Source organism: Micromonospora sp. WMMD734 (genome assembly GCF_049178975.1).
Taxonomy (GTDB): Bacteria; Actinomycetota; Actinomycetes; order Mycobacteriales; family Micromonosporaceae; genus Micromonospora; species Micromonospora wenchangensis.
The window spans coordinates 669,140-691,538 of sequence record NZ_JBMHMK010000001.1 but is presented as its reverse complement, the minus strand read 5'-3'; the positions used below and the strand labels follow the sequence as shown (position 1 = coordinate 691,538).

The window sequence follows — 22,399 nt, the reverse complement described above, 5'->3', positions numbered from 1 at the left end:
CCCGCTGGGCTTCACCCTCGCCGCCGTCTGGGTGGCCGTCGTGTTCGTCCTGGCCGGCGGCGGTCACTGAGACCGCCACCGGCCGCCGCGCCGACCCGCGCACCCCGCCCCGGCCCCGGCCCCGGATCACCGCACCCGGGACGTCCGGGGTACGAGTCACCACACCCGGGACGTCCGGGCCGGCCTCAGAGCATCCGGGACGTCCAGAGCAGGCTCAGCCCGCCCGCGCAGAGCGCCAGCAGCAGCGCCACCCCCGCGTACCACTGGGTGATCTCGCGGGGCTCGGTGCGGAACCCGATCGACGAGCCCATGTCCTGGTAGACCTGCTTCAGCTCGGCCACCGAGGCCGCCTCGTAGAAGTAACCCTCGGTGGTCTCGGCAAGCTGGGCCAGCGCCAGCCGGTCCACCGGCACCCGCTGCAACTGACCACCGATGTCGACCTGCCCCGAGTCGGTGCCGAACGCGATCGTGGAGACCGGCACGTTCGCCGCCTGCGCCGCCGCCGCGGCCTCCTCCACCGACCGGCCCGACGTGCGGAACCCGTCGGAGAGCAGCACGATCCGGGCCGGCGGGATACCGGCCGCGCCGTCGGCCGGCACCGACCGGATCGCCTCCAGGCAGGTGAAGACCGCCTCGCCGGTGGCGGTCGCCTCGGCCAGGGTCAGCCCGTCGATCGCCGCCGTCACCGCGGCCCGGTCCTTGGTGGGCGCCACCAGCACGTTCGCCGCCTTGGCGAAGGAGACCAGCCCCAGGTTGTAGCTGGCCGGCAGCTCGCCGACGAACTGCTTCGCCGCCTCCTGGGCCGCCTCCAACCGGTTCGGCGACACGTCGTCGGCCTGCATCGACAACGACACGTCGATGGCGAGCATCACGGTCGCCCGCTCCAGCGGCTCCTGGGTGTCGATCGCCGGGCGGGCCATCCCGGTGGCCAGCGCCACCATCGCCAGCAGCAGCGCGGTCGCCGCGGCGTGCCGCCGCCACCCCAACCCCTTCGGCGCGAGGGTACGCAGCAGGTCCACGTTGGTGAACCGCATCGCGTACGCCCGGCGGTGGCGCTGCCGCCAGACGTAGGCGGCGGCCAGGGCCAGCACCGGCACCAGCGTCAGCAGCCACCACGGTTGCATGAAACGGATCATCGCGTCGTCCCCCGGGTGCGGGCGTGCCGCTGGGCGGCCACGAATCGCACCATGTCCAGCAGCCAGTCTCGGTCGGTACGCAGCATCAGGTGCCCGGCGCCGGCGGCCCGCAGCTCGGCGGCGATCGCGCCGCGCTGGGCGGCGGCCGCCTCGGCGTAGCGGCGACGCAGCCGCGGGTCGGCGGTCTGCACCTCGTGCAGTTCCCCGGTCTCCGGGTCCACCACCGGCAGCACCCCCACGTCGGGCAACTCCAGCTCGCGCGGGTCGACCACCTCGATGGCCAGCACGTCGTGCCGGACCCGCAGCTTACGCAGCGGCCGGCCCCACTGTTCGGGCGACGCGAGGAAGTCCGAGATCACCACCGCCAGGCCCCGCCTACGCGGCGGCCGGTTGAGCAGGTCGATCAGCGCGCCCAGGTCGCCGCGCCCGGGGCGCAGCGGGGCGTGCGCCACGGCGCGTAGCAGCGCCTGCGCCTCCCGCCGGCCGGAGCGGGCCGGCACCCGGGTCAGCACCCCCGGCCCGGCGGGCGGCACCGGCGGCGCGGACCGCCACCGACGCGCGGGCGCGGGCGGTGGTTGCTCCCCGGTGCCGATCACCGCGCCGATCCGGTTGCCGCCGCGCACCGTCAGGTGGGTCAGCGCGGCGGTCGCGGCGACCACCACGTCCCGCTTGAGCCACCGGCCGGTGCCGAAGTCCAGGCTCGCCGACAGGTCCACCGCCAGCCAGGTCTCCAGCTCCCGGTCGGCCACCGTACGCCGCACGTGCGGGGTGGTGGTGCGGGCGGTCACCGGCCAGTCCATCCGGCGTACGTCGTCGCCGGGTCGGTACTCGCGGGACTCCCCCGCCTCGCTGCCCGGACCGGGCAGCAGACCCGCGTAGTCGCCCTGGAGCAGCCCGTCGAGTTTGCGGGTCACCAGCAGTTGCAGGCGGGACAGCACCGCCTCGGTCCGCTCCCCACCGGCGTCGGCCGGGCGTACCGGTGCGGTCACGGGTGCTGCCCGGGCCAGCCGGCGGCCGGCGGGCCGCTGACCGGCGGCGGCCCGGACGCCTGTTGCCGGGGTGCGACCGAGGGCGGCGGGATGGTCGACATCACCCGGTGCACCACGTGGTCGGCGGGCACGTCGTCGGCGAGCGCGTCATAGCTGAGCACCAACCGGTGGCGCAGGATGTCCGGCGCGATGTCCTGGACGTCCTGGGGCAGCGCGTAGTCCCGGCCGCGCAGCAGGGCCAGCGCCCGGGTGGCCCGGACCAGGCCGAGCGAGGCACGCGGGCTGGCCCCGTACTGGATCAGCCGGGCCACGTCGGGCATCCCGTGCTCGGCGGGACTGCGGGTGGCCAGCACCAGCCGTACGGCGTAGTCGACCAGGGCGTTGTGCACGAAGACCTGGTCGGCCTTGCGTTGCAGGGCGAGCAGGTCGTCGGTGCTGAACACCTGCGCCGGCTCGGGCGCGGCGACCCCCATCCGGTAGACGATCTCCCGTTCCTCGGCGTCGGTCGGATACCCGACGACGATCTTCATCAGGAAACGGTCCCGTTGCGCCTCCGGCAGCGGATAGACGCCCTCCTGCTCGATCGGGTTCTGGGTCGCCATCACCAGGAACGGGTCGGGCACCCGGTGGCTCTGGCCGCCGATCGAGACCTGCCGCTCGCTCATCACCTCCAGCAGCGCCGACTGCACCTTGGCCGGAGCCCGGTTGATCTCGTCGGCGAGCAGGAAGTTCACGAAGACCGGGCCCAGCTCGACGTCGAACTTCTCACTCGACTGCCGGTAGATCCGGGTGCCCATGATGTCGGCCGGCACCAGGTCCGGGGTGAACTGCACCCGGGCGAACTGCCCGCCCACCACCCGGGCCATCGTCTCCACCGCGAGGGTCTTCGCCACCCCGGGCACCCCCTCCAGCAGGCAGTGTCCCCGGGCCAGGAGCGCCACGAACATCCGCTCCACCATCCGGTCCTGACCGACGATCACCCGTTTGATCTCGAACAGGGCCCGCTCCAACAGCGTGGCGTCCTGGGCGGGGGTGGTCACCGCCGCGGGTGTCTCGGGGGCCGTCCCGTTCGGGGTCGGGGCGTCGGGCGTGGTCGGCTGGGCCACCGGTCCTCCACAGCATGATCGGGTCGTCGTGGCGTGGTGCGGTAACAAGACTCGCATGCCCGGCTGAGAGCCGAGGCGGGGAGAACCCGATTTCGGGTACGCCGTCCGGATCACCGAATCGCTGAACGAGGCTGGACACGAAGGGGTCTGCCGCGTGTACGATTCACCCCGTCGCCGGGCGGCTCCCCCCGTGGCCGCCCGGCGCTCATCTCTCCTCCGGTCCCGGTGCGCACTCTCCGGTCCCGGTGCGCGCCTAGACTCCCCTGGTGACCGATCCCACCCCCGCCGTCTGTTCGTCCCGGGGCTGCCGTGCGCCAGCCGTGTGGGCGCTGCGCTGGAACAATCCCCGGTTGCACGACCCCGAGCGGCGCAAGACCTGGCTCGCCTGCCCGGCCCACCGGGGCAGCCTCGGCGACTTCCTCGACGCCCGCGGGTTCCTCCGTGAGGTCACCGCGCTCCCCGAATCGCATACCCTCGAAGCGTGAACGCTGCCGAGCCACCCCAGTCCCCGGTGAGCGCCCTGGAACCCTGGCCGGACACGGTCCACTGGCAGCGCATCTCGACCGACCTGATCTGGGTCGAACTGCTCCGCCTGGCAATGGGCCTGGCGGTGCTGCTGGTCGGGCTGGCGCTGGGCTGGGCGTTCACCGGGCACTGGCTGTTCGGTGCCGGCTGCGCCGTGGTGCTGCTCGGCGGCGGCTGGCGGGTGGCGACGATCGTCCGCGCCGTCCACGCCTGGGGGTACGCCGAACGCGCCGACGACCTGCTGGTCCGGCACGGGCTGCTGGTCCGCCGGTTGTCCATCGTGCCGTACTCGCGGATGCAGTTCGTCGACGTCAGCGCGGGCCCGCTGGAACGCGCCTTCGACCTCGCCACCGTGCAGCTGCACACCGCCGCGGCGGCCAGCGACGCCCGGGTGCCCGGCCTGCGGCCGGCCGAGGCGGCCCGGCTCCGCGACCGGCTCACCGCCCTCGGTGAGGACCGGGCGGAGGGGCTGTGACCGACGATTCGCCCGGCCCCGCCGCCCCCCACCCGGCGGCCCCTGAGGTTCCGGCGGTTCCCGGCACGCCGCAGGCGTCGCATCCGCCGGTGGCCACGGACGTCCCGGCGGCCCCGGAGGCTGCACCGGTGGGGACGGGCGGGCCGACCGGTGCCGAGCCGCGGCAGCGGCTGCACCCGCTGAGCCCGGTGTTGCAGGGGGCGAAGTCCCTGGTCGTGGTGATCGCCGGGCTCTCCTGGTCGACGCTGTCCCGGGTCGGCTTCGGCTGGTTCGCGGTGCTGGTGGCGGTGCTCGCCCTGGGTGCGACGGTGCTGGCGGTGGTGAGCTGGTACAACACCGGCTACCACATCGTCGGGCGGGAACTGCGGGTGCACGAGGGGTTGCTGTGGCGGCGGACCCGGGCGATCCCGCTGGAGCGGTTGCAGGCGGTGGAGGTGGTGCGCCCCCTGCTGGCGCAGCTCACCGGCCTGGCCGAGCTGCGTCTGGAGGTGGTCGGCGGCGGCAAGACCGAAGCGCCGCTGGCGTACCTGTCGGTCGCCGACGCGGCCCGGCTGCGGCAACGGCTGCTCGCCGTGGCCGCCGGCCTGCCCGACGGCGCGACCACCGGCCCCGCCGCGCAGCCGGCGGGCCTCCCCCAGCCGGGCGGGGACGTCGCCGCGCCGGCCGACGACCGGGAGCCGGCCGGCCGGTCGTTGCACGCGGTGCCGAACACCGACCTGCTGGTCAGCCAGTTACTCACCCCGCAGGCGTTCCTGCTGCCGTTCGGGGTGGCCTTCGTGGTGGCGCAGTTCCTCTCCGAGGGCTCCTGGTCGTTCATCGCGGTGGCCAGCACCCTGACCGCGATGGCCGGCGTGCTGCTGCAACCGGTCCGCCGGGTCCTCGACGACTGGAACTTCCGGCTGGCCCGCGAGTCCGACCGGCTGCGCATCCACAACGGCCTGCTGGAGACGCGGATGCAGACCGTGCCGCTGGAGCGGGTGCAGACCGTCGGGGTGACCTGGCCGCTGCTCTGGCGGATGAAGGGATGGCTGCGGCTGCGGCTGGAGGTCGCCGGCTACTCGGGCGGCGAGGCTGACGACCGCAACCGGCCCGACCGGCTGCTGCCCGTCGGTGACCTGGCCGTCGGGGCGGCGATCGTCGACGAGGTGCTGCCCGGGGTGACGCTGACCGCGCTGCCGCTGACGCCCCCGCCGACCCGGGCCCGCTGGTTGCACCCGCTCAGCGCCCGGGTGCTCGGGGCGGGGCTGCACGAGCGGGTCTTCGCCGTCCGCTCCGGCCTGCTCACCCGGCAGTTGACGCTGGTGCCGTACGCCCGGATGCAGAGCGTCCGGGTGGTGCAGGGGCCGGCGCAGCGCCGGCTGCGGCTGGCCACCGTGCACGTCGACACGGCCGGCGGTTCGGGGGCCGCCGCGCACGACCGTGACCTGACGCAGGCGTGGGCGCTCGCCGCCGAACTGACCGCGCGGGCGCACGCCGCCCGCCGGGCCCGCTGATCAGCGTCCGACGCCGCCCGCCGGGGTGACGGTGGCCGGGGTGGGGGCGGGTCCGCCGGGCGGCGGACCGTCGGCGGGGGCACCGCGCCGGGCGCGGTGGGCCCGCCAGGCCCGCTCGGCCAGCCCGACCACCAGGAACGTCATCCCCACGTACGCCCAGCCGACCAGGACGTCGATGACGTAGTGCTCGCCGCTGTAGACCAGCGTGAAGGTCATCGCCAGCGGATACGCCAGCAGCAGCGGCCACCAGCGGCGACGGGTCGACCGCAGGAAGAACAGCACCACGAACAACGCCCAGGCGGTGTGCAGCGACGGCATCGCGGCGACCGGGTTCGAGGCGATCTGCCCGGCGTTGAGCAGGTTGCCCGCGCCGTGCATGCCGAACTCCTTCCACCCCCGGGTGGAGATCCGGGCCACCTCGCTGAGCAGGCCGTTCTGCGCCGCCCACCACGGCGGCGCGGCCGGGTAGGCGAAGTAGGTGACCAGGCCCGCCGCGCACAGGAAGCCCCAGCGCCGCATGTACGCCCCCCAGCGCTCACGGCTACGCAGCCAGAGCACGGCGGCGGCGGCCAGCGTCACCACGAAGTGGGAGAAGTAGACCCAGCTCACCAGCACGTCCCACCAGCGCACGTCGGGCTGGTAGAGGTGCTGCTGGAGCCAGACCGTCGGCACCTCGCCCCCGGTCGCCCAGCCGAACATCAGCCGGTCGGCGACGATCAGCTCGTAGGCGTACGGGGTACGGCCGTTGTCGGCGAAGCCCCGGGACAGGTTATAGACGGCGAGCAGCAGCACGACCGGGATCCAGTCCCGGGCGAAGCGCAGGTGACTGCGCCACGGCCGGCCCCAGTTCCAGGCGACGGTACCGGCCCAGATCCACAGGAAGGCGTACGCCGGGTCGGTCGGCAGGCCGATGGCCAGCCAGGTCACGACGAAGGCGACGCCCCAGACGGACATCGCTGTCACCCGCCGTCGCCCACCGACGGACGGGTCGGGGGTGTCGGTCGGGACGGGGGGCGGGGGCTCAGTCACAACGGCCATCGCGGTCAAGGTTAACGGTGGGCGACGCATCGACCACCGCCGACCACCGGTGCACCGACGGGTGGGTGTCCCGGCCGGCCCGTCGTCCGGTCGGCCCCGGTGACCCCCCACTAGGCTGAGCGCATGCAGGAACAACCGGACGACCCGTTCCCGCCGGGGCTGACCGCCCGGGTCGAGCTGACCGTCACCGAGGCCGACACCGCGGCGGCCGTCGGCTCCGGTGACGTGCCGGTGCTGGCCACCCCCCGGGTGTTGGCCCTTGCCGAGGCGGCCACGGTGGCCGCGACGGCCCCCGGGATGCCCGCCGGGAGCACCACGGTCGGGGTCCGGGTGGAGCTGGCACACCTGGCCGCCACCCCCGTCGGGCGGACGGTGGTGGCCGACGCCCGGCTGGTCGGGGCCGACGGCCGACGGCTGCTGTTCGAGGTGACGGTGACCGACGGCGACACCACCGTGGCCTCGGGCCGGGTGGAACGGGCCCTGGTCGACAGGCAGCGTTTCGTGGCACGGGCGGAGCGGGCGTCGTGACGTTCCGGTTCACGGCGGTCGCCGACGGGGTCCACGTGCTGCGCGAGCCGCTGCTCGACGTCAACGTCACACTGGTGGTCGGTGACGGCGCGGCGCTGCTGGTGGACACCCTGTCCACCGCCGGGCAGGCCGCCGCGCTGGCCGACGCCGCGCGGGCGGTCACCCCGTATCCGTGGACGCTTGTCAACACCCACCACCACTTCGACCACTGCTTCGGCAACGCGACGCTCGCCGCCGACCCGCCCCGCCCGGTGTACGCCCACGAGGTGGCCGCCGCCGCCATGCGTGACCGGCCGGACCGGCTGCGCCGGGCGGCGTACGAGGAGATGCGGTCGGCCCAGCCGGCGCTCGCCGACGAGTTGGCCGGGACGACCCTGCTGGCCCCGACCCACACCGTGCACACCGAGACGGTGCTGGACGTCGGTGGCCGGCGGGTCGTGCTGCGACACCCGGGCCACGGGCACACCGACGCGGATCTGGTGGTGCACGTGCCGGACGCCGACGTGCTGGTCGCCGGGGACCTGGTGGAGCAGTCCGGGCCGCCGGCGTTCGAGGAGTCGTACCCGTTGCAGTGGCCGGACGCGGTGGCCGACCTGCTGCGGATGGCCACGCCCGACACGGTGGTCGTGCCGGGTCACGGCACGCCGGTGGACGTGGGGTTCGTCCGGGCCCAGCACGCCCGGCTGGTGGAGCTGGCCTGGTTGATCCGGGCTGCGCACACCGGCGGGGCCCCGCCGGAGCGGGTGGCCGCCGACTCTCCGTTCGGTGCCCGCCCCGGTCTCGTCGCCGCCCGCCGGGGCTACCGGGAACTCGACGGCACGCCCTGAGTCGCCGGCCGTCGCGGGCGGCCCGGACGGGCCGGCACCGCGCCGGGCACGGCCGGGCGGCCCGGCGACCGGGTGGCGCTCAGTCGGCGAAGCGGCGGCGGACCGCGTCCCGGGTGGGCATGGCGACCGCGCCGCCGGGCGACTCGCAGACCAGACCGGCGACCCGCAGGGCGAACGCGACCCGTCGGTGCCAGTCGTCAGGCGTGCCCGGCTCGCCGTCGGCCAGCAGTTCGGCGACGAGCGCGGCCATCACCGAGTCGCCCGCGCCGGTGGCGTCCACCGCGTGCACCGTCGGGGCGGGCACCCGGACCGGGTCGGGGCCGGCGGCGACCAGCGCGCCGTCCGCGCCGAGGGTCACCACCACCGTGCCCGCGCCCACCTCCCGCAGGTACGCCGCGACCCCCTCGGCCGGCTCGTCGGGCCAGAGCAGGGCGGCGTCGGCGCCGCTGAGCTTCACCAGGTGCGCCCCGGCGGCGAACTCCACCACCACCTGGCGCAGGGCGGCCAGCTCCGCCGGGCCGGACAGCAGGCGGGGTCGGACGTTGGGGTCGAAGACCCGCAGGCCGGGCGCGAGCGACCAGGCCCGCCGGGCGGCGGCGAGCGTCGGTGGGCGCAGCAGCACGATCGAACCGCAGTAGAGCACGTCCGCGCCCTCGACCAGCGCCACGTCCAGGTCGTCGGCGGCGAGCAGGCCGTACGACGGTGGTTCGCCGTAGAACCGGAAGTCCGGCTCCGCCCCGGTGTGGGTGGTGACCGCCAGCGTGGTGGGTGCGGGCACGGTGACCACGCCGGTCAGCCCGACCCCGGCGGCGGCGAGGAAGGTCCGGATGCGGCCGGCGAGCACGTCGTCGCCGAGGGAGCCGACGAACTCGGCCGTGCCGCCGAGCCGGGCCACCCCGACGGCGACGTTGAGCGGGCCGCCGCCGATCGCCTGCCGGAACACCGGCCCGCCGCCGGACTCGGCGTCCAGCAGGTCGATCAGCGCCTCGCCGAGCACCACCGCGTATCCCATGTCGCCTCCCGGCACCTCGTCGTCCGGCTACCAGGCTGGCACAACGGCCCCCGCCGATCGGGGCCGGCCAGGCATCCCGGCCACATCCATCGAGCAGCGGCTATTGCAGGGTTCGTCCGGACGTGATGGTATTGGGGTGCCGGGCCGGCGCGGAGGGCTGCCGCACCCGTCCGGTGATCAGCTGGGGGCTCGACGCGAGAGGCACCGGTCCGTGGGCACGGACCGTCGACGGCACGCGCCTGTCGGCCCCGCGGGGCCGCCGGCCCGAGCCGCGATCGACGCATCCCCCACCCTCGTGCGGGGCGGGCGCGCTCGCGCCACCCCGCAGATCAGGAGAAGCTCGTGCTCCGTTCCCGTACGGCCGCGTTGTTCACCGCGGCCGCCACCCTCGCCTTCGGGGCCGTGGCCCTGACAGTGCAGGCCGAACCGGCTGCCGCCCACGGCACGCCGATCGTGCCGGGTAGCCGGACGTACCTGTGCTGGCAGGACGGCCTGACCACCACCGGCGAGATCAGGCCGAACAACCCGGCCTGCTCCGCCGCGGTCGCCCAGAGCGGCACCAACTCCCTCTACAACTGGTTCAGCGTGCTCCGCTCGGACGCCGGGGGCCGCACCGTCGGGTTCATCCCCGACGGCAAGCTGTGCAGCGGCGGCAACACCGGTTTCGCCGGGTACGACCTGGCCCGCACCGACTGGCCGCTGACCCACCTGACGTCCGGCGCGCGGCTCGACTTCAAGTACAGCAACTGGGCGCACCACCCGGGCACCTTCTACTTCTATGTGACGAAGGACAGCTGGAGCCCGACCCGGCCGCTGGCCTGGAGCGACCTGGAGGAGCCCTTCCTCACGGTGACCAACCCGCCCCAGCGGGGCGCGTCGGGCACCAACGACGGGCACTACTACTTCAGCGGGAACCTGCCGTCGGGCAAGTCCGGCCGGCACATCATCTACTCCCGCTGGGTGCGCTCGGACAGCCAGGAGAACTTCTTCGGCTGCTCGGACGTCACCTTCGACGGTGGCAACGGTCAGGTGACCGGGGTCGGCAGTGGCAACAACCCCACCACGCCCCCGCCGACCACGACGCCGCCGCCGACCACCACCCCGCCGCCGACCACGACCCCGCCGCCGACCACCACTCCGCCGCCGCCGACCACGACCCCGCCGCCGGGCAACAGCGACTGCATGGCGGTCTACAAGGTGGTCAGCGCCTGGTCCGGTGGGTTCCAGGGTGAGGTCACCATCATGAACCACAGCACCCGCACCTACGGGGGCTGGACGGCGAGCTGGACCTGGCCCAACGGGCAGGTGATCTCGCAGGTCTGGAACGGCACGTTGAGCACCAGCGGGTCGACGGTGACCGTCACCAACGCCGCGTACAACGGCTCGATCGCGCCGGAGAAGACGACCACGTTCGGCTTCACGGCCAGCAGCACCGGCACCAACGGGCTGCCGACGGTCTCCTGCTCCGGCCGGTGACCCGACGCTGAACGCGCACACACCGGAGGCCCCCGCCCGATCGGGCGGGGGCCTCCGGCCTGTCCGGGGCCCGGTGTCCGCCGCGACGTGCCGACGGGGACCGGGCCGGGGTCAGCGGACCATGCTGCCGACCACCGGCTTGGTGAGCAGCGCCGACTGGTTGCGCTGGATGCCCGGGTCGAGGGTCTTGGCCACGAAGATGGCGTGCCAGATGCAGAAGATCAGCACCGTCCACACCTTGCGGGAGTTGTCCGCCTCCTCGCGCTTGTGCTCCTCCAGCAGCCGCATCGCGTACGACAGGTCGATCAGGTCGCCGGCACCGGAGGTGGACAGCACGTGCCGGGCCCACTCGTACATCTCGCCGCGCAGCCAGACCCGGGTCGGGGTGGGAAAGCCCAGCTTCCTGCGGTTGACGATGGCCGGCGGCACGACCCCCTGCAACGCCTGGCGCATGGCGTACTTGGTGGCGTCGGAGCGGGGCGGCAGCTTCAGGTCGACCGGGATGGTGGAGGCCACGTCGAACACCATCCGGTCCAGGAACGGCACCCGGACCTCCAGCGAGTGCGACATCGAGATCCGGTCCGCCTTGACCAGGATGTCGCCGCGCAGCCAGGTGTAGAGGTCGACGTACTGCATCTTGGTGACGTCGTCGAGTTCGGTGCACTCGGCGTAGATCGGGGCGGTGACGTCGGTGTAGCGCACCGACGGGTCGTAGCGGCGCAGCAGGTGCCGCTTCTCCTCCTCGGTGAACATCCGGGCGTTGCCGTAGTAGCGCTGCTCGATCGGGGTGGTGCCGCGCTCCAGGAAGCTCTTGCCCTTGACCCCCTGCGGGATCGCCTTGGAGACCGCCCGCAGGCCCTTCTGCACCCCGCCGGGCAGGCCGTTGACGGTGCCCAGGGAGAGCGGCTCGCGGTAGATGGTGTAGCCGCCGAAGAACTCGTCGGCCCCCTCGCCGGAGAGCACCACCGTGACGTGCTCGGCGGCCTTCTTGGCCACGAAGTACAGCGGGACCAGCGCCGGGTCGGCCACCGGGTCGTCCAGGTGCCAGACGATCTTCGGCAGCGCCTCGATCATGTCCTGCGGCCCGATCTTGGTGGCGATGGTGGTCACGTCGAGGTGCCGGGCCGAGTCCTGGGCCACGTCGATCTCGGAGTAGCCGGGCACGTCGTAGCCGACGGTGAAGGTGAGGATGTTGGGGTTGAACTCGCGGGCCAGGGCCACCACGGCGGTGGAGTCGATGCCGCTGGACAGGAACGAGCCGACCGGCACGTCGGAGCGCATGTGCATCCGGACGCTCTCCCGCAGCGTCTCCCGGATCTCGTGGTACAGCCGCTGTTCGTCGGCGACCGGGGCGGGCCGGAACACCGGCCGGTACCAGCGCCGCACGTCCAGCCGGCCCCCCGGCGACCAGGTCAGGTACTCCCCGGAACCGATCCGGCTGATGCCCTGGTGCAGGGTGCCGGGCTCGGGGACGTACTGGAGGGTCAGGTAGTGGCTGAGGTTGGCGGTGTCGATGCCGGCGTCGCCCTGGTAGTAGGAGTGCGCGAAGGGCAGCAGCGCCTTCTTCTCGGAGGCGAGGTAGAGCCCGTCGGCGGTCTCCAGGTAGTGCAGCGGCTTGATGCCGAAGTAGTCCCGCGCGCCGAACGCCCGGCGCTCCTGCCGGTCCCAGATGACGAAGGCGAACATGCCGCGCAGCCGGGTGAGCACCTGCTCGCCCCAGTAGTGGTAGCCGGCGACGATCACCTCGCCGTCCCCGGCGGTGGCGAACTGGGCGCCGAAGGTGCGGACCAGCTCCTCGCGCAGCTCGATGTAGTTGTAGATCTCGCCGTTGAAGGTCAGCAGGTAGCGACCGCCCGCGTAGGGCAGCGGCTCGTGGCTGGACGCCACGTCGATGATGGCCAGCCGCTTGTGCGCGAACACCCCGTCGGCGTAGTGGCCGGTGGCGTCACCGACCACCTCGACCCCTGTCTCGTCCGGTCCGCGGTGGTGCAGGCATTCCAACGCCCCCGCGATGTTGTCGCGGTGGGCGGCGGCGTTGCCGTTCGCGCTGAAGAAGGCCAGGAGTCCGCACATGGCCGACATCTTTCCACGCGGCGCAATCCGCCCGCGCGGCACCGCAGGCTCTGTCCCCCTCCCCACGACACGATCCGCCGGGCCCGGCCCCGGGCCCCGGACAGCATCGAGTCACCCGGACGGGGTCGGGCCGGCGGGACGTCGGGTGCGGGACCGCAGGCACCCCGTCCGGGCGGAGCCGGAGTACCGTCTGGACGAGCGACGAGGCGAAGGGAGCCGACATGGCCGAGGAACGGACGGACGGCAAGCCGGCGGACGGCACCGAATCGCACGATCCGGACTTTCCGGAGGCGTTCCTGTCCTTCATGCGGCAGGGCTGGCGGGACACCAGCCTGCCGGTCGGCCCCCGGCCGGAGGTCCCGCACCACGCCAAGCGGCGGGAAGCCCTGTCCGCCGCCTTCCCGGGCGAGACGCTGGTCATCCCCACCGGCACCGAGAAGGTACGCGCCAACGACACCGACCACCCGTTCCGGCCGGGCAGCGACTTCGCCTACCTGACCGGTGACCACGACCCGGACAGCGTCCTGGTGCTGCGGCCCAACGGCTCGGGGCACGACGCGACGTTGTACATGCGTCCCCGGTCCTCGCGGGAGACCGACGAGTTCTTCCGCAGCCGGCACGGCGAGCTGTGGGTGGGGCGGCGGCACACGCTGGCCGAGAAGTCCACCGAGCTGGGCCTGGCCACCGAGGACCTGTCCGCGCTGGACGGGGCGCTGGCCCGGATGGCGCCGGGGCGGACCCGGGTGCTGCGCGGCTTCGACCAACGGGTCGACGCCGCGGTGCGCCCGTGGGACGGCGCCCGCGAGGAGGGGCAGCCGGGCCGGGACCGGGAGCTGGCGATCACGATCGCCGAGTTGAAGCTGGTCAAGGACGAGTGGGAGGTCGCTCAGCTCCAGGAGGCGGTCGACGCCACCGTCCGCGGTTTCGAGGACGTGGCCCGCGCGCTGCCGGCCGACCGGGGCGTCTCCGAGCGGCTGTTGGAGGGGATCTTCGCGCTGCGGGCCCGGCACGACGGCAACGACGTCGGCTACGGCTCGATCGTCGGCGCGGGCGAGCACGCGACGATCCTGCACTGGGTGCACAACCACGGCGCGACCCGCCCGGGTGAGCTGCTGCTGATGGACATGGGTGTGGAGAACCGCAACCTCTACACCGCCGACGTGACCCGGGTGCTGCCGGTCGACGGCCGGTTCACCCCGCTGCAACGCCAGGTCTACGACGCGGTGTACGCCGCCCAGCAGGCCGGCATCGACGCGATCCGCCCGGGGGTCGGCTTCCGTGAGGTGCACCTGACCTCGATGCGGGTGCTCGCCGAGGCGTTGAAGGATCTCGGTCTGCTCCCGGTGAGCGTCGACGAGGCGATGGACCCGGCCTCCACGGTCTACCGGCGGTGGACCCTGCACGGCACCAGCCACATGCTCGGCATCGACGTGCACGACTGCTCGAACGCCCGCAAGGAGAAGTACCGCGACGGCGCGCTGGGCGAGGGCTACGTGCTCACCGTCGAGCCGGGGCTGTACTTCCAGCCGGAGGACGAGCTGGTCCCCGAGGAGCTGCGCGGCATCGGCGTCCGGATCGAGGACGACATCCTGGTCACCGCGACCGGCTCGGTGAACCTGTCGGCGGGTCTGCCCCGCCGCTCGGACGAGGTGGAGACCTGGCTGGCCGAGCAGCGTGAGGCAGGCCCCCGCCTGCCCGGCTGATCTTCCGCACCCACCGCCGACGGCCCCACCGCCGGACGCGTTCCCCGATCGGGTGACGCGCACCGGCGGCGGGGCCGACTACATCATGGGCAACACCGTTGCCTCACCTGGCACGGCTGTTCGCGCCCACCAGCGCTGCCTCGTCGATCATGGAGTTGCAGTGGGCAACAAAACGCCTACAAAGCCCCAAAATCGGCACCACAACTCCATGATCGCCAAGCGGGCCACCCCGCTCCCGGCTCACATCGGCGGGCACATCGCCGGCCAGCGGCGACACGACACCCGACCCACCACCCGACAGGCGCGACACGACACCGAGACGACCGCACGGCGCGCCGAGTCACCCGCGCGCACATGATCACGAGCTGATCACCTCCAGGTTGCCCCGCGTCGTCACGTCGGGCGCACACCGTCACGATCACGCTCGAACCACGAAGTAGTGGCCTTCGGAACTACCGAGGCCACTACTTCGTGCTTTCAGCACGATCCTGCGGTGGTGGGTGGCGGTGGCATGCGACGCCCGGCCGTCCGGGAAAGCGCCTGACCGAAGCGCCACGTCCCCAAAGCGGGCTTTCTTCGTTTTTGACCTCATAGCGAGGAACCTTCTCATACCGTGGGTTTCGGGAGCTACAACCGATTTGTAGCAGGGGACGTCCGCTCAGGCGCGGCGACCCTGTCTGGTACGAGGAGAGGGCAGAGAGCTCCGATGTCCAACTACCTAACGAACAACGAAGCCTCCGCGCGGGCGACGGGGAGCAGGAGCCGTCGCAAGCTCTGGCTCGCCAGTGGCGTCGCCGGGTTGACAGGTGTGGTCAGTCTCGCCGCGGTGGGCGTCGCCGGCAGCGCCGGGGCGGTCGGGGTGAGCGGACTGAAGTGGAACACCACTCAGCAGGTCACCAAGGACGGCGGCGAGGGTCGTGGCGACGAGGGCCCGGACCGTGGCGGCAAGGACGACTACGACGGTAAGGACCGCGAGCGCGGGAAGGAGGTGCCCTGCGACACCGACCGGCTCATCCAGGCCATCGTCTTCGCCAACAGCCGCGACGGCGGTGTGCTGGACCTGGCCAAGGGCTGCACCTACAACCTGACCCGCAACCAGGACGGCAACGGCCTGCCGGTGATCACCCAGGACATCACCCTGCGGGGTGAGCACACCACGATCACCCGGGACGCCACCGCCGACTACTTCCGGATCCTCAACGTGGGTCCCGGCGGTCACCTGAGCCTCAAGGGCCTGACCATCAAGGGTGGGCAGACCATCGAGGCGTTGCAGCCGGTCTCGCCGGCCGCGGTGTGGGGGGCCTACTCGGACTCGCAGGCGATCGCCGCCCAGGTCAAGGCCGGCACCCCGCTGGCCCAGGCGCTCGCCGCCCGTAAGGCGAACCCGAAGGCCGGCCTGAAGGCCGCGCCGAAGGCCGCCCGCAAGGCCGCGGTGAAGGCCGCGCCGAAGGCGAAGCCGGGCAAGGTCGGCACGCTGGTCGAGGAGCCGGGCGTCAACGACGGCGCGGGGATCCTGGTGCAGCCCGGCGGTACCGCCAACCTGTTCGACACCTCGGTGGTGCTGAACCAGTCCGGCGGCAACGGCGGCGGGCTGGCCAACTTCGGCACCACGTCGCTGCGGCACACCGAGGTTGCCCACAACACCGCCTTCTTCTTCGGCGGAGGCGTCTTCAACGCCGGCCTGCTCCAGGTCGAGGAGTCCACGATCACCGACAACACCGCCATCGTCGGTGGTGGCGGTGTCGCCAACGGCGCCGCGGAGATCTTCACCGAGGACGTCGACGGTGGCACCGTCCTGATCGACAAGTCCAAGATCACCGACAACGAGACGCTCGGCTTCGGCGGTGGCGTGCTCGACATCGGCGGCAACACCACCGTGCGCTACTCCGAACTGCTGTCGAACACCGCGGTGCTCGCCGGTGGCGGTCTCGCGGCGGCGGACGCCCAGGTCAACGTGCACCACTCGACGGTGGCCAAGAACAGCACCGCGGGCGTCGGCGGCGGCGTGGCCGTCGCGTTCGACAGCGCGGTCACCATCGAGAAGAGCTACCTGAAGGAGAACACCGCCGGCTTCTTCGGCGGCGGGCTGTTCAACGCGGACAGCGTCACCACGGTGCGCGAGTCCGAGGTCGTCGCCAACCGGGCCCTCGGTCCGATCGGTGTCGGCGGCGGCATCTTCAACATCTTCGGCGAGGTCAACCTCAGCCGGACGAAGGTCGCCAACAACTTCGCCACCCTCGCCCCCGGCGGTGTGTTCACCTTCGAGGGCGTGGTGAACGTGGACGACAAGTCCGCGATCGTCGCGAACCGTCCGACCAACTGCCTGGCCATCCCGGGTGACACCATCCCGAACTGCTTCGGCTGAGCACCCCGGGTGACGTGCGGCCGGTGACGGCGGCACACCGGGCAGGACACGCACCGGCCCCCCTCCGCGACACGCGGAGGGGGGCCGGTCGTCGTCGTGCCGTCCACACCGCCGGACCACGCCCGGCCGGGTCAGCGTCGGACGAAGACCGCCACGCTGCGCGCCGGAACGGTGAAGGTGCCCGCCGCCCGGTCGAACGAGGCGGTCCGCAGCACCGGGTCGGCCGAGTCGGCAAGCACCGGGTGCAGGGTGGTGTCCGTGCCCCGCAGCCCGGCCACCGTCTGCTTCGCCGTCGTCGGGGTGGCGTTGAAGACCACGGTCACCGTCTTCCACCGGCCATCGAGCCCCCGGGCGTCGAGGGTCATGGTGAGCACCCCCGGGGTCTCCTTCGCCCCGGACAGCGGGAACGCGACCCGCTGCTGCACCTGCGCGGCGGTGGTCAGCCCGAACACCGGCGAGGACCGCCGGATCTCCAGCAGTTCCGCGTACCGGGCGTCGGCCAGGTCGATCGCGGCGCAGCCGGGCACCAGGGCCGGGTCGGCCAGCAGCGGCTTGGCGTACGGCCACTTGTCCTGGTTGTCGGCCGCCGGGGGCAGCCCGGCACCGAACCCGTTGCCCCGGGCGCAGTCCCAGCGGATCTGGTTGAACCAGTCACCGGAGTTGTAGGAGTTGCGGTCCAGCGACTTCGAGCGCAGCCGCTCGGACCCGGCCGCCACGAACCCGGTGCCCTGCCCGAGCGCGGTGGTGGCCAGGGCCAGCACCTGCATCCGGGCCCGGTCCGTCGCCGAGGTGCCGGTGGGCAGCTTGTACGCCAGCGCGTCGTACAGGATCTCGTTGTCGTGCGCGTCGACGTAGGTGACCGCCTCGCCGGGGGCGGCGGTGTAGCCGGCCGGGGAGCCGTTGTAGTCGACCTGCGCCCCGGTGACCTGCCGGCCGGCGGAGTCGGTGAACCGGTAGTCGCGCAGGTTGCCGGTCAACCCGACCTTGATCAGGTCCTGGTGGCGCAGCAGCCGGGCCTGCTGCTCGGCGGCGGTGCCGTTGACGTCGTCGCCGTTGGGGTCGGTGTACAGGCCGGAGGCGAAGCCCTGCACGCGCGGGTTGCCGTCGAACGGGCCGCCACCGCGGACCGCGTCGCGGAGCCGGTCGTTGAAGGTGCCGATCCCGGTGCCGGCCATGTTGGCCTGGGTGGCCTGCACGAACCGGGCGTCGTCGGCGACCTCGCCGAAGTTCCAGCCCTCGCCGTAGAGCAGGATCTTCTTCCCGTCGACACCGTCGCGGGCGAGGGTCAGCTTGTCCAGCGCGGCCCGGACGGCCAGGATGTTCGCCTTCGGGTGGTGGCCCATCAGGTCGAACCGGAAGCCGTCCACCTTGTACTGCTTCGCCCAGGTGACCAGCGAGTCGACCACCAGCTTGCCCATCATGGCGTGCTCGGGGGCGGTGTTGGCGCAGCAGGTCGAGTTGGCGACGGTGCCGTCGTCGAGCAGCCGGTGGTAGTAGCCGGGCACCACCTGGTCCAGCACCGACTTCTCGTCGGTGCCGGCGGCGGAGGTGTGGTTGTAGACCACGTCCAGCACCACCCGCAGGCCGGCGCCGTTGACCCCGGCGACCATCCGGCGGAACTCGGCGGTCCGCCGCGCCCCGTCCGGGTCGACGGCGTAGCCGCCCTCGGGGACGGTGTAGTGCAGCGGGTCGTACCCCCAGTTGTAGCCGTCGGTGTCGGCGACCGCCGCGACGCACGCCTGCTGCCGGTCGGAGTCCGGCGGCAGCGCCGCCAGGTCGCAGTCGGGCTGCCGCTGGTCGGCCCGCTTCTCCGGGATGGTGGCGAAGTCGAACACCGGCAGCAGGTGCAGGTAGTTGACCCCGGCGTCGCCGAGCGCCTTGAGGTGTCGCATGCCGGCCGTGTCCGGGTCGGTGAAGGCCAGGTAGGTGCCCCGCCGGTCGGCCGGCACGGTGGTGTCGGCGATGGAGAAGTCGCGTACCGACAGCTCGGAGATCTGCGCCTGCGACGCGGGCGGCGCGGCCGGCTTGCGCAGCCCGGACCAGCCGGGCGGGGCGAGCGCCGGGTCGGCCAGGTCGACGATCTGGCTGTGCGTGGAGTCGGCCGCGAGCGCCACCGAGTAGGGGTCGGTGACCGAGGCGGTGACGATCTTCTGGGCGGCCGGCTGCCAGGCTTGCACCCGGTAGCGGTAGTACCGGCCGGTCCAGTCGCGGCTGCCGCGTGCCGACCAGACGCCGGTGCGGTCGTCGCGGCGCATCGCCACCGTGCGCGGCTGCGCCGACGGGGTGTCGGACAGTTCGAGGGTGACGGTGCGGGCGGTGGGCGCCCAGACCGCGAGGGTGGGCACCTTGCCGGCGAAGCTGACACCCAGCGTGGCGTCGGTGGCGGCCCGGTAGACGTCGTCGAGCACCCCGGGGATCTGCACCCCGGTCGCGCGCAGCAGCGCGCCCTTGGCGTCCCGCTCGGTGACCACGAGCTGCCCGCGCAGCGCCGCCGGCACCTTCGCCAGGTCGGCCCGGTCGAGGTGGAACGCCTGGTGGGCCCACAGGTGCGGGAAGGCCGCCCGCTGGGTCTCGGTGAGCCCGTTGCGCTGCGCCCGCAACGGCAGCGAGGTGTACGTCCCGGACAGCTCCCCGTCGACCACACCCAGCCCACCCGCCGATGCCGCCACCAGGGCGTACGCCTTGCCGTCGGTCGCACCGACGGCCCAGGTGAGGGTGGACCTGTCGATCCACTGTGCCTGCTGTTTCGTGATGTCGAGGTCCTTGGTCGTCCCGGTGGCGGTGGCGGGCAGCAGCCGGCCGGGCACCCCGCCCAGCAGCCAGACCTCGTGGCCGACCCCGGTCAGGTCGAGTCGCTGGTCGTCGGGCTGGTCCTTGGTGTCGCCCCGGTGGATGATGTAGTTGAGCCCGGTCGCGCCGGCCGCCAGCGGCACCCGGAACAGCGCGCCGAAGGAGTCGATCTTCTCGGGCAGGAGCGGGCTCGACCAGTCGGTCGGGGTGGCCGCCCCGTCCCACAGGTGCAGGCCCCAGCCGGCGTAGTCGTTGTCGGCCTTGCGCCAGTGGATGACCGCCGTGTTCGGGTCGGCGGGCGGGTCGGGTTCGCCGGTGGCGGCCTGCCGGGTGGGATAGAGCGCCGGGTCGCCCTGCTTGACCCAGACCTCGCCGGTGGTGGTCACGTCGACGGTGCGGTCGTTGGCGACGTCCTTGGTGCCCGTCTTGTCGACCACGAGGAACCCGACGGACTTCGCGCCGGGCTTGAGCTTCACCCAGGCGAACCGGCCGTACGAGTCCTCGCCGGCGAACGGCTGCCCGGCGGGCCACTGCGTGACGTACGCCGGGTCGAGGTCACCCCAGGCGTAGAGCCCCCAGTCGGCGTAGTCCCCGGCGGGGCGCTGGTAGTGCACCACCACCCAGTCCCGGGACGCGCCCTGCGCCGGGGTGCCGACCACCCCGGTCGACCGGGTGGCGGCGGTGCGTCCCTTCCCGTCGCGGACGACCGCCTTGTACTCGACCCGGGTGCCCCCGGCCAGCCCGGTCAGGTCGTGGTGCACGGTGTACGGCGCGGTGTGCGCGCTGCCCAGCAGGGTCCACTTCCCACCCGCGACCCGGGCGGCGACGGTGACGGTGGCCAGCGGGTCACCTGTCACCTGCGCGGTGACGGCGGCCCGGGTGGCGACCGGGTCGACGCCCGGCTCGGTGAGGGTGACGGCCGGCTTGGCGGTGGCCTGCGGCACGGGCCGACCGGCCCGGAACACCACGGCCGACCCGGCGGGCACGGTCAGGCTCAGCTTTCCGTCGGAGCCGGCGGCCGGGGTGGCCGTGCCGCCGTAGATGCCGGTAAAGGTGGTGCCGGGTGACCAGGTCTGCACGGTGACAGTCTGCGGGGTGCCGGCGTTGTTCACCGCGGCGAGGTACTCGGTGCGGTCGGCCGGGGAGATCCGGGAGAAGGCGAAGACACCCGGCCCGTCGGCGGCGTACCGGGTGACCTGCACGCCGTCGCGCAGGCCGGGGTGCGCGGCCCGCAGCCGGCCCAGCTCGGCGATGGTGCGGTAGAGCGGGTGGGTGGTGTCGTACTGGTCGCTGGCGTGGGTGCGGGTGGTGCCGATCAGGTCGTCGTCGAGGTAGTCCGCCGTGCGGCTGGCGAACATGTCCTGCCGGGCGTCCTTGTCCCCGCCCGGCCCGGTGAAGCCCTGCTCGTCGCCGGAGTAGACGACCGGCTGCCCCCGGGTGAGGAACATCAGCTGGTGGGCGAGCCGGTCCCGGCCGAGCTGGCGGGCGTCGTCACCACCGGCGGCGGCGACGAACGAGCCGATCCGGCCCATGTCGTGGTTGCCGAGGAAGGTGGTCAGCCGGCCGGCGTCGGTGTCCCGCGCGGCGTACAGCGAATCCTTGGCGTAGACGTCGGCCAGCGCCTTCGCCGGCCCGTCGGCGGCGGTGTAGGCGCGGGCCGCCTCCTGGAAGGAGAAGTCGAGGGTGGCCGGCAGCCCGCCGCGCCGCACGTAGGTGGAGGTGACCTCCTGATCGGCGCTGTAGACCTCGCCGAACATGAAGAAGTCCTTCTTCCCCGCCTTGTCGGCGGCGCGCTTGATGCCCTGGCTGAACTGCGGCCAGAAGTCGAGGTTGACGTGCTTGACGGTGTCCAGCCGGAACCCGTCGACGTCGGTGCTGGCGATCCAGTCGCCGTACGCCTTGGTCAGACCCCGGACCACCTCGGGCCGCTCGGTCCACAGGTCGTCGAGGCCGTAGAAGTCGCCGTACTCGCTGTTCTCGCCGGTGAAGGTGGAGTCGCCCCGGTTGTGGTACATCGTCGGGTCGTTCAGCCAGGCCGGCACCTTGACCTTCGCGTCGGCGGGGCTGGCGAAGGTGGGCGTGTACGCCCCGGAGTCCCGGTTCACCGTCGGGAAGGCCCGGGTGCCGTCGGCGTAGTTGCGGTCCTCGAACTCCCGTCCCTGCGCGTCGGTGTACGGCGACGTCTTCTTGTCGATGTAGGCGTACCTGCCCTCGGCGTAGGAGATGACGTCGGCGGTGTGGTTGACGATGACGTCGAGGTAGACCTTGATCCCCCGCTGGTGGGCCAGCTTGACCAGCCGCTTCATCTCCTCGTTGGTGCCGAAGTGCGGGTCGACCTGGGTGAAGTCGGTGATCCAGTAGCCGTGGTAGCCGGCGGAGACGTCCGCGCCGCTGCCCTGCACGGGACGGTTCTTGAAGATCGGCGCGAGCCAGATGGCGGTGGTGCCGAGACCCTGGATGTAGTCGAGCTTGTCGATCACGCCCTTGAGGTCGCCGCCGTGGTAGAAGCCCTTGTCGGTCGGGTCGAGGCCGGTGCGCAGCCGGTCCCCGGTGAGACCGCCGGTGTCGTTGCGGCGGTCGCCGTTGGCGAACCGGTCGGGCAGGACGAAGTAGAACTGTTCGGCCCGTCCCCGGCCGGTGCCGGCGGCGAGCAGCGCCTCGGTGGCGGGTTCGGCGTCCCACTGGGCGGCGCCGGCCGCGGCGAGGGCGTCGATGGTGGACGGTCGGTCGGTGGCGTCGGCGCCGAGGTGGTGGACGGCGACCGGGACGCCGACGAGGGCGAGGGTGAGGGTGGAGACCAGGGCGAGCAGCGCCTTGCGCGGCAGCGGGGGTTTCATCGACGGCCTTCCTATGGTCGCTGATT

The 22,399-nt window shown here is 72.9% G+C and carries 15 protein-coding genes; 8 read left to right on the top strand and 7 right to left on the bottom strand.

Annotated elements, in window-relative coordinates:
* Nucleotides 1-185 precede the first annotated feature (185 nt).
* The 3 genes from ACN267_RS03140 to ACN267_RS03130 are packed head-to-tail and all read right to left on the bottom strand — an operon-like array spanning nucleotide 186 to nucleotide 3,231.
* A complete protein-coding gene (locus ACN267_RS03140; RefSeq protein ID WP_204959096.1) occupies nucleotides 186-1,136 on the bottom strand; it encodes a VWA domain-containing protein in 951 nt (316 codons plus the stop codon).
* Nucleotides 1,133-2,143, bottom strand: a complete 1,011-nt coding sequence (locus ACN267_RS03135) for a DUF58 domain-containing protein (protein WP_421490379.1) — start codon at nucleotides 2,141-2,143, stop codon at nucleotides 1,133-1,135. Before ACN267_RS03135 ends, ACN267_RS03140 begins: the two co-directional genes overlap by 4 nt.
* Nucleotides 2,122-3,231: an AAA family ATPase gene (locus tag ACN267_RS03130; RefSeq protein WP_281895883.1), complete on the bottom strand. Its 1,110-nt coding sequence runs from the start codon at nucleotides 3,229-3,231 to the stop codon at nucleotides 2,122-2,124. Before ACN267_RS03130 ends, ACN267_RS03135 begins: the two co-directional genes overlap by 22 nt.
* Nucleotides 3,232-3,497: 266 nt before the next feature.
* Between ACN267_RS03130 and ACN267_RS03125 the strand changes: the two genes are divergently transcribed.
* The 3 genes from ACN267_RS03125 to ACN267_RS03115 are packed head-to-tail and all read left to right on the top strand — an operon-like array spanning nucleotide 3,498 to nucleotide 5,724.
* Nucleotides 3,498-3,716, top strand: a complete 219-nt coding sequence (locus ACN267_RS03125; protein ID WP_204959098.1) for a hypothetical protein — start codon at nucleotides 3,498-3,500, stop codon at nucleotides 3,714-3,716.
* The gene (locus ACN267_RS03120) at nucleotides 3,713-4,231 is read left to right on the top strand and encodes a PH domain-containing protein (RefSeq protein ID WP_281895881.1); all 519 of its coding nucleotides are present in this window, start codon (nucleotides 3,713-3,715) and stop codon (nucleotides 4,229-4,231) included. The genes ACN267_RS03125 and ACN267_RS03120 overlap by 4 nt, the downstream gene beginning before the upstream one ends.
* Nucleotides 4,228-5,724: a PH domain-containing protein gene (locus ACN267_RS03115; protein ID WP_204959099.1), complete on the top strand. Its 1,497-nt coding sequence runs from the start codon at nucleotides 4,228-4,230 to the stop codon at nucleotides 5,722-5,724. The genes ACN267_RS03120 and ACN267_RS03115 overlap by 4 nt, the downstream gene beginning before the upstream one ends.
* Here the strand turns inward: ACN267_RS03115 and ACN267_RS03110 are convergent, their stop codons facing one another.
* On the bottom strand, nucleotides 5,725-6,762 hold the full coding sequence (locus ACN267_RS03110; protein WP_421487862.1) for a phosphatase PAP2 family protein: 1,038 nt from the start codon (nucleotides 6,760-6,762) through the stop codon (nucleotides 5,725-5,727). It abuts the gene before it with no gap.
* Between the two features lie 123 nt (nucleotides 6,763-6,885).
* On the opposite strand from ACN267_RS03110, the gene ACN267_RS03105 reads away from it, so the two are divergent.
* Both ACN267_RS03105 and ACN267_RS03100 read left to right on the top strand, forming a co-directional pair.
* Entirely contained in the window at nucleotides 6,886-7,290 is a 405-nt protein-coding gene (locus ACN267_RS03105) for a thioesterase family protein (protein WP_204959101.1), read from the top strand.
* Entirely contained in the window at nucleotides 7,287-8,117 is an 831-nt protein-coding gene (locus tag ACN267_RS03100; RefSeq protein ID WP_281895876.1) for an MBL fold metallo-hydrolase, read from the top strand. Before ACN267_RS03105 ends, ACN267_RS03100 begins: the two co-directional genes overlap by 4 nt.
* A gap of 79 nt (nucleotides 8,118-8,196) precedes the next feature.
* On the opposite strand, the gene ACN267_RS03095 is transcribed toward ACN267_RS03100, so the two are convergent.
* Complete coding sequence (locus tag ACN267_RS03095) at nucleotides 8,197-9,129, bottom strand: carbohydrate kinase family protein (protein WP_204959103.1); 933 nt, start codon at nucleotides 9,127-9,129, stop codon at nucleotides 8,197-8,199.
* A 342-nt stretch (nucleotides 9,130-9,471) separates the two neighbouring features.
* Between ACN267_RS03095 and ACN267_RS03090 the strand changes: the two genes are divergently transcribed.
* Entirely contained in the window at nucleotides 9,472-10,605 is a 1,134-nt protein-coding gene (locus ACN267_RS03090) for a lytic polysaccharide monooxygenase auxiliary activity family 9 protein (protein ID WP_421487861.1), read from the top strand.
* A gap of 111 nt (nucleotides 10,606-10,716) precedes the next feature.
* Here ACN267_RS03090 and asnB read toward each other — a convergent pair whose 3' ends face one another.
* Nucleotides 10,717-12,678, bottom strand: coding sequence for an asparagine synthase (glutamine-hydrolyzing) (asnB, locus tag ACN267_RS03085; protein WP_204959105.1), 1,962 nt, complete (start codon nucleotides 12,676-12,678; stop codon nucleotides 10,717-10,719).
* A 221-nt stretch (nucleotides 12,679-12,899) separates the two neighbouring features.
* On the opposite strand from asnB, the gene ACN267_RS03080 reads away from it, so the two are divergent.
* Nucleotides 12,900-14,381: an aminopeptidase P family protein gene (locus ACN267_RS03080; RefSeq protein ID WP_204959106.1), complete on the top strand. Its 1,482-nt coding sequence runs from the start codon at nucleotides 12,900-12,902 to the stop codon at nucleotides 14,379-14,381.
* Nucleotides 14,382-15,087: 706 nt separating this feature from the next.
* A complete protein-coding gene (locus tag ACN267_RS03075) occupies nucleotides 15,088-16,746 on the top strand; it encodes a right-handed parallel beta-helix repeat-containing protein (RefSeq protein ID WP_421487860.1) in 1,659 nt (552 codons plus the stop codon).
* A 131-nt stretch (nucleotides 16,747-16,877) separates the two neighbouring features.
* Here ACN267_RS03075 and pulA read toward each other — a convergent pair whose 3' ends face one another.
* A complete protein-coding gene (gene pulA, locus ACN267_RS03070; RefSeq protein WP_421487859.1) occupies nucleotides 16,878-22,373 on the bottom strand; it encodes a pullulanase-type alpha-1,6-glucosidase in 5,496 nt (1,831 codons plus the stop codon).
* Nucleotides 22,374-22,399 lie beyond the last annotated feature (26 nt).

Bases quoted from the DNA above. Each gene is read 5' to 3' on its own strand.
- ACN267_RS03140 (WP_204959096.1), bottom strand. From the start codon at position 1,136: ATGATCCGTTTCATGCAACCGTGGTGGCTGCTGACGCTGGTGCCGGTG.
- ACN267_RS03110 (WP_421487862.1), bottom strand. From the start codon at position 6,762: ATGGCCGTTGTGACTGAGCCCCCGCCCCCCGTCCCGACCGACACCCCC.
- ACN267_RS03105 (WP_204959101.1), top strand. From the start codon at position 6,886: ATGCAGGAACAACCGGACGACCCGTTCCCGCCGGGGCTGACCGCCCGG.
- ACN267_RS03095 (WP_204959103.1), bottom strand. From the start codon at position 9,129: ATGGGATACGCGGTGGTGCTCGGCGAGGCGCTGATCGACCTGCTGGAC.
- asnB (WP_204959105.1), bottom strand. From the start codon at position 12,678: ATGTGCGGACTCCTGGCCTTCTTCAGCGCGAACGGCAACGCCGCCGCC.
- ACN267_RS03080 (WP_204959106.1), top strand. From the start codon at position 12,900: ATGGCCGAGGAACGGACGGACGGCAAGCCGGCGGACGGCACCGAATCG.
- ACN267_RS03075 (WP_421487860.1), top strand. From the start codon at position 15,088: ATGTCCAACTACCTAACGAACAACGAAGCCTCCGCGCGGGCGACGGGG.
- pulA (WP_421487859.1), bottom strand. From the start codon at position 22,373: ATGAAACCCCCGCTGCCGCGCAAGGCGCTGCTCGCCCTGGTCTCCACC.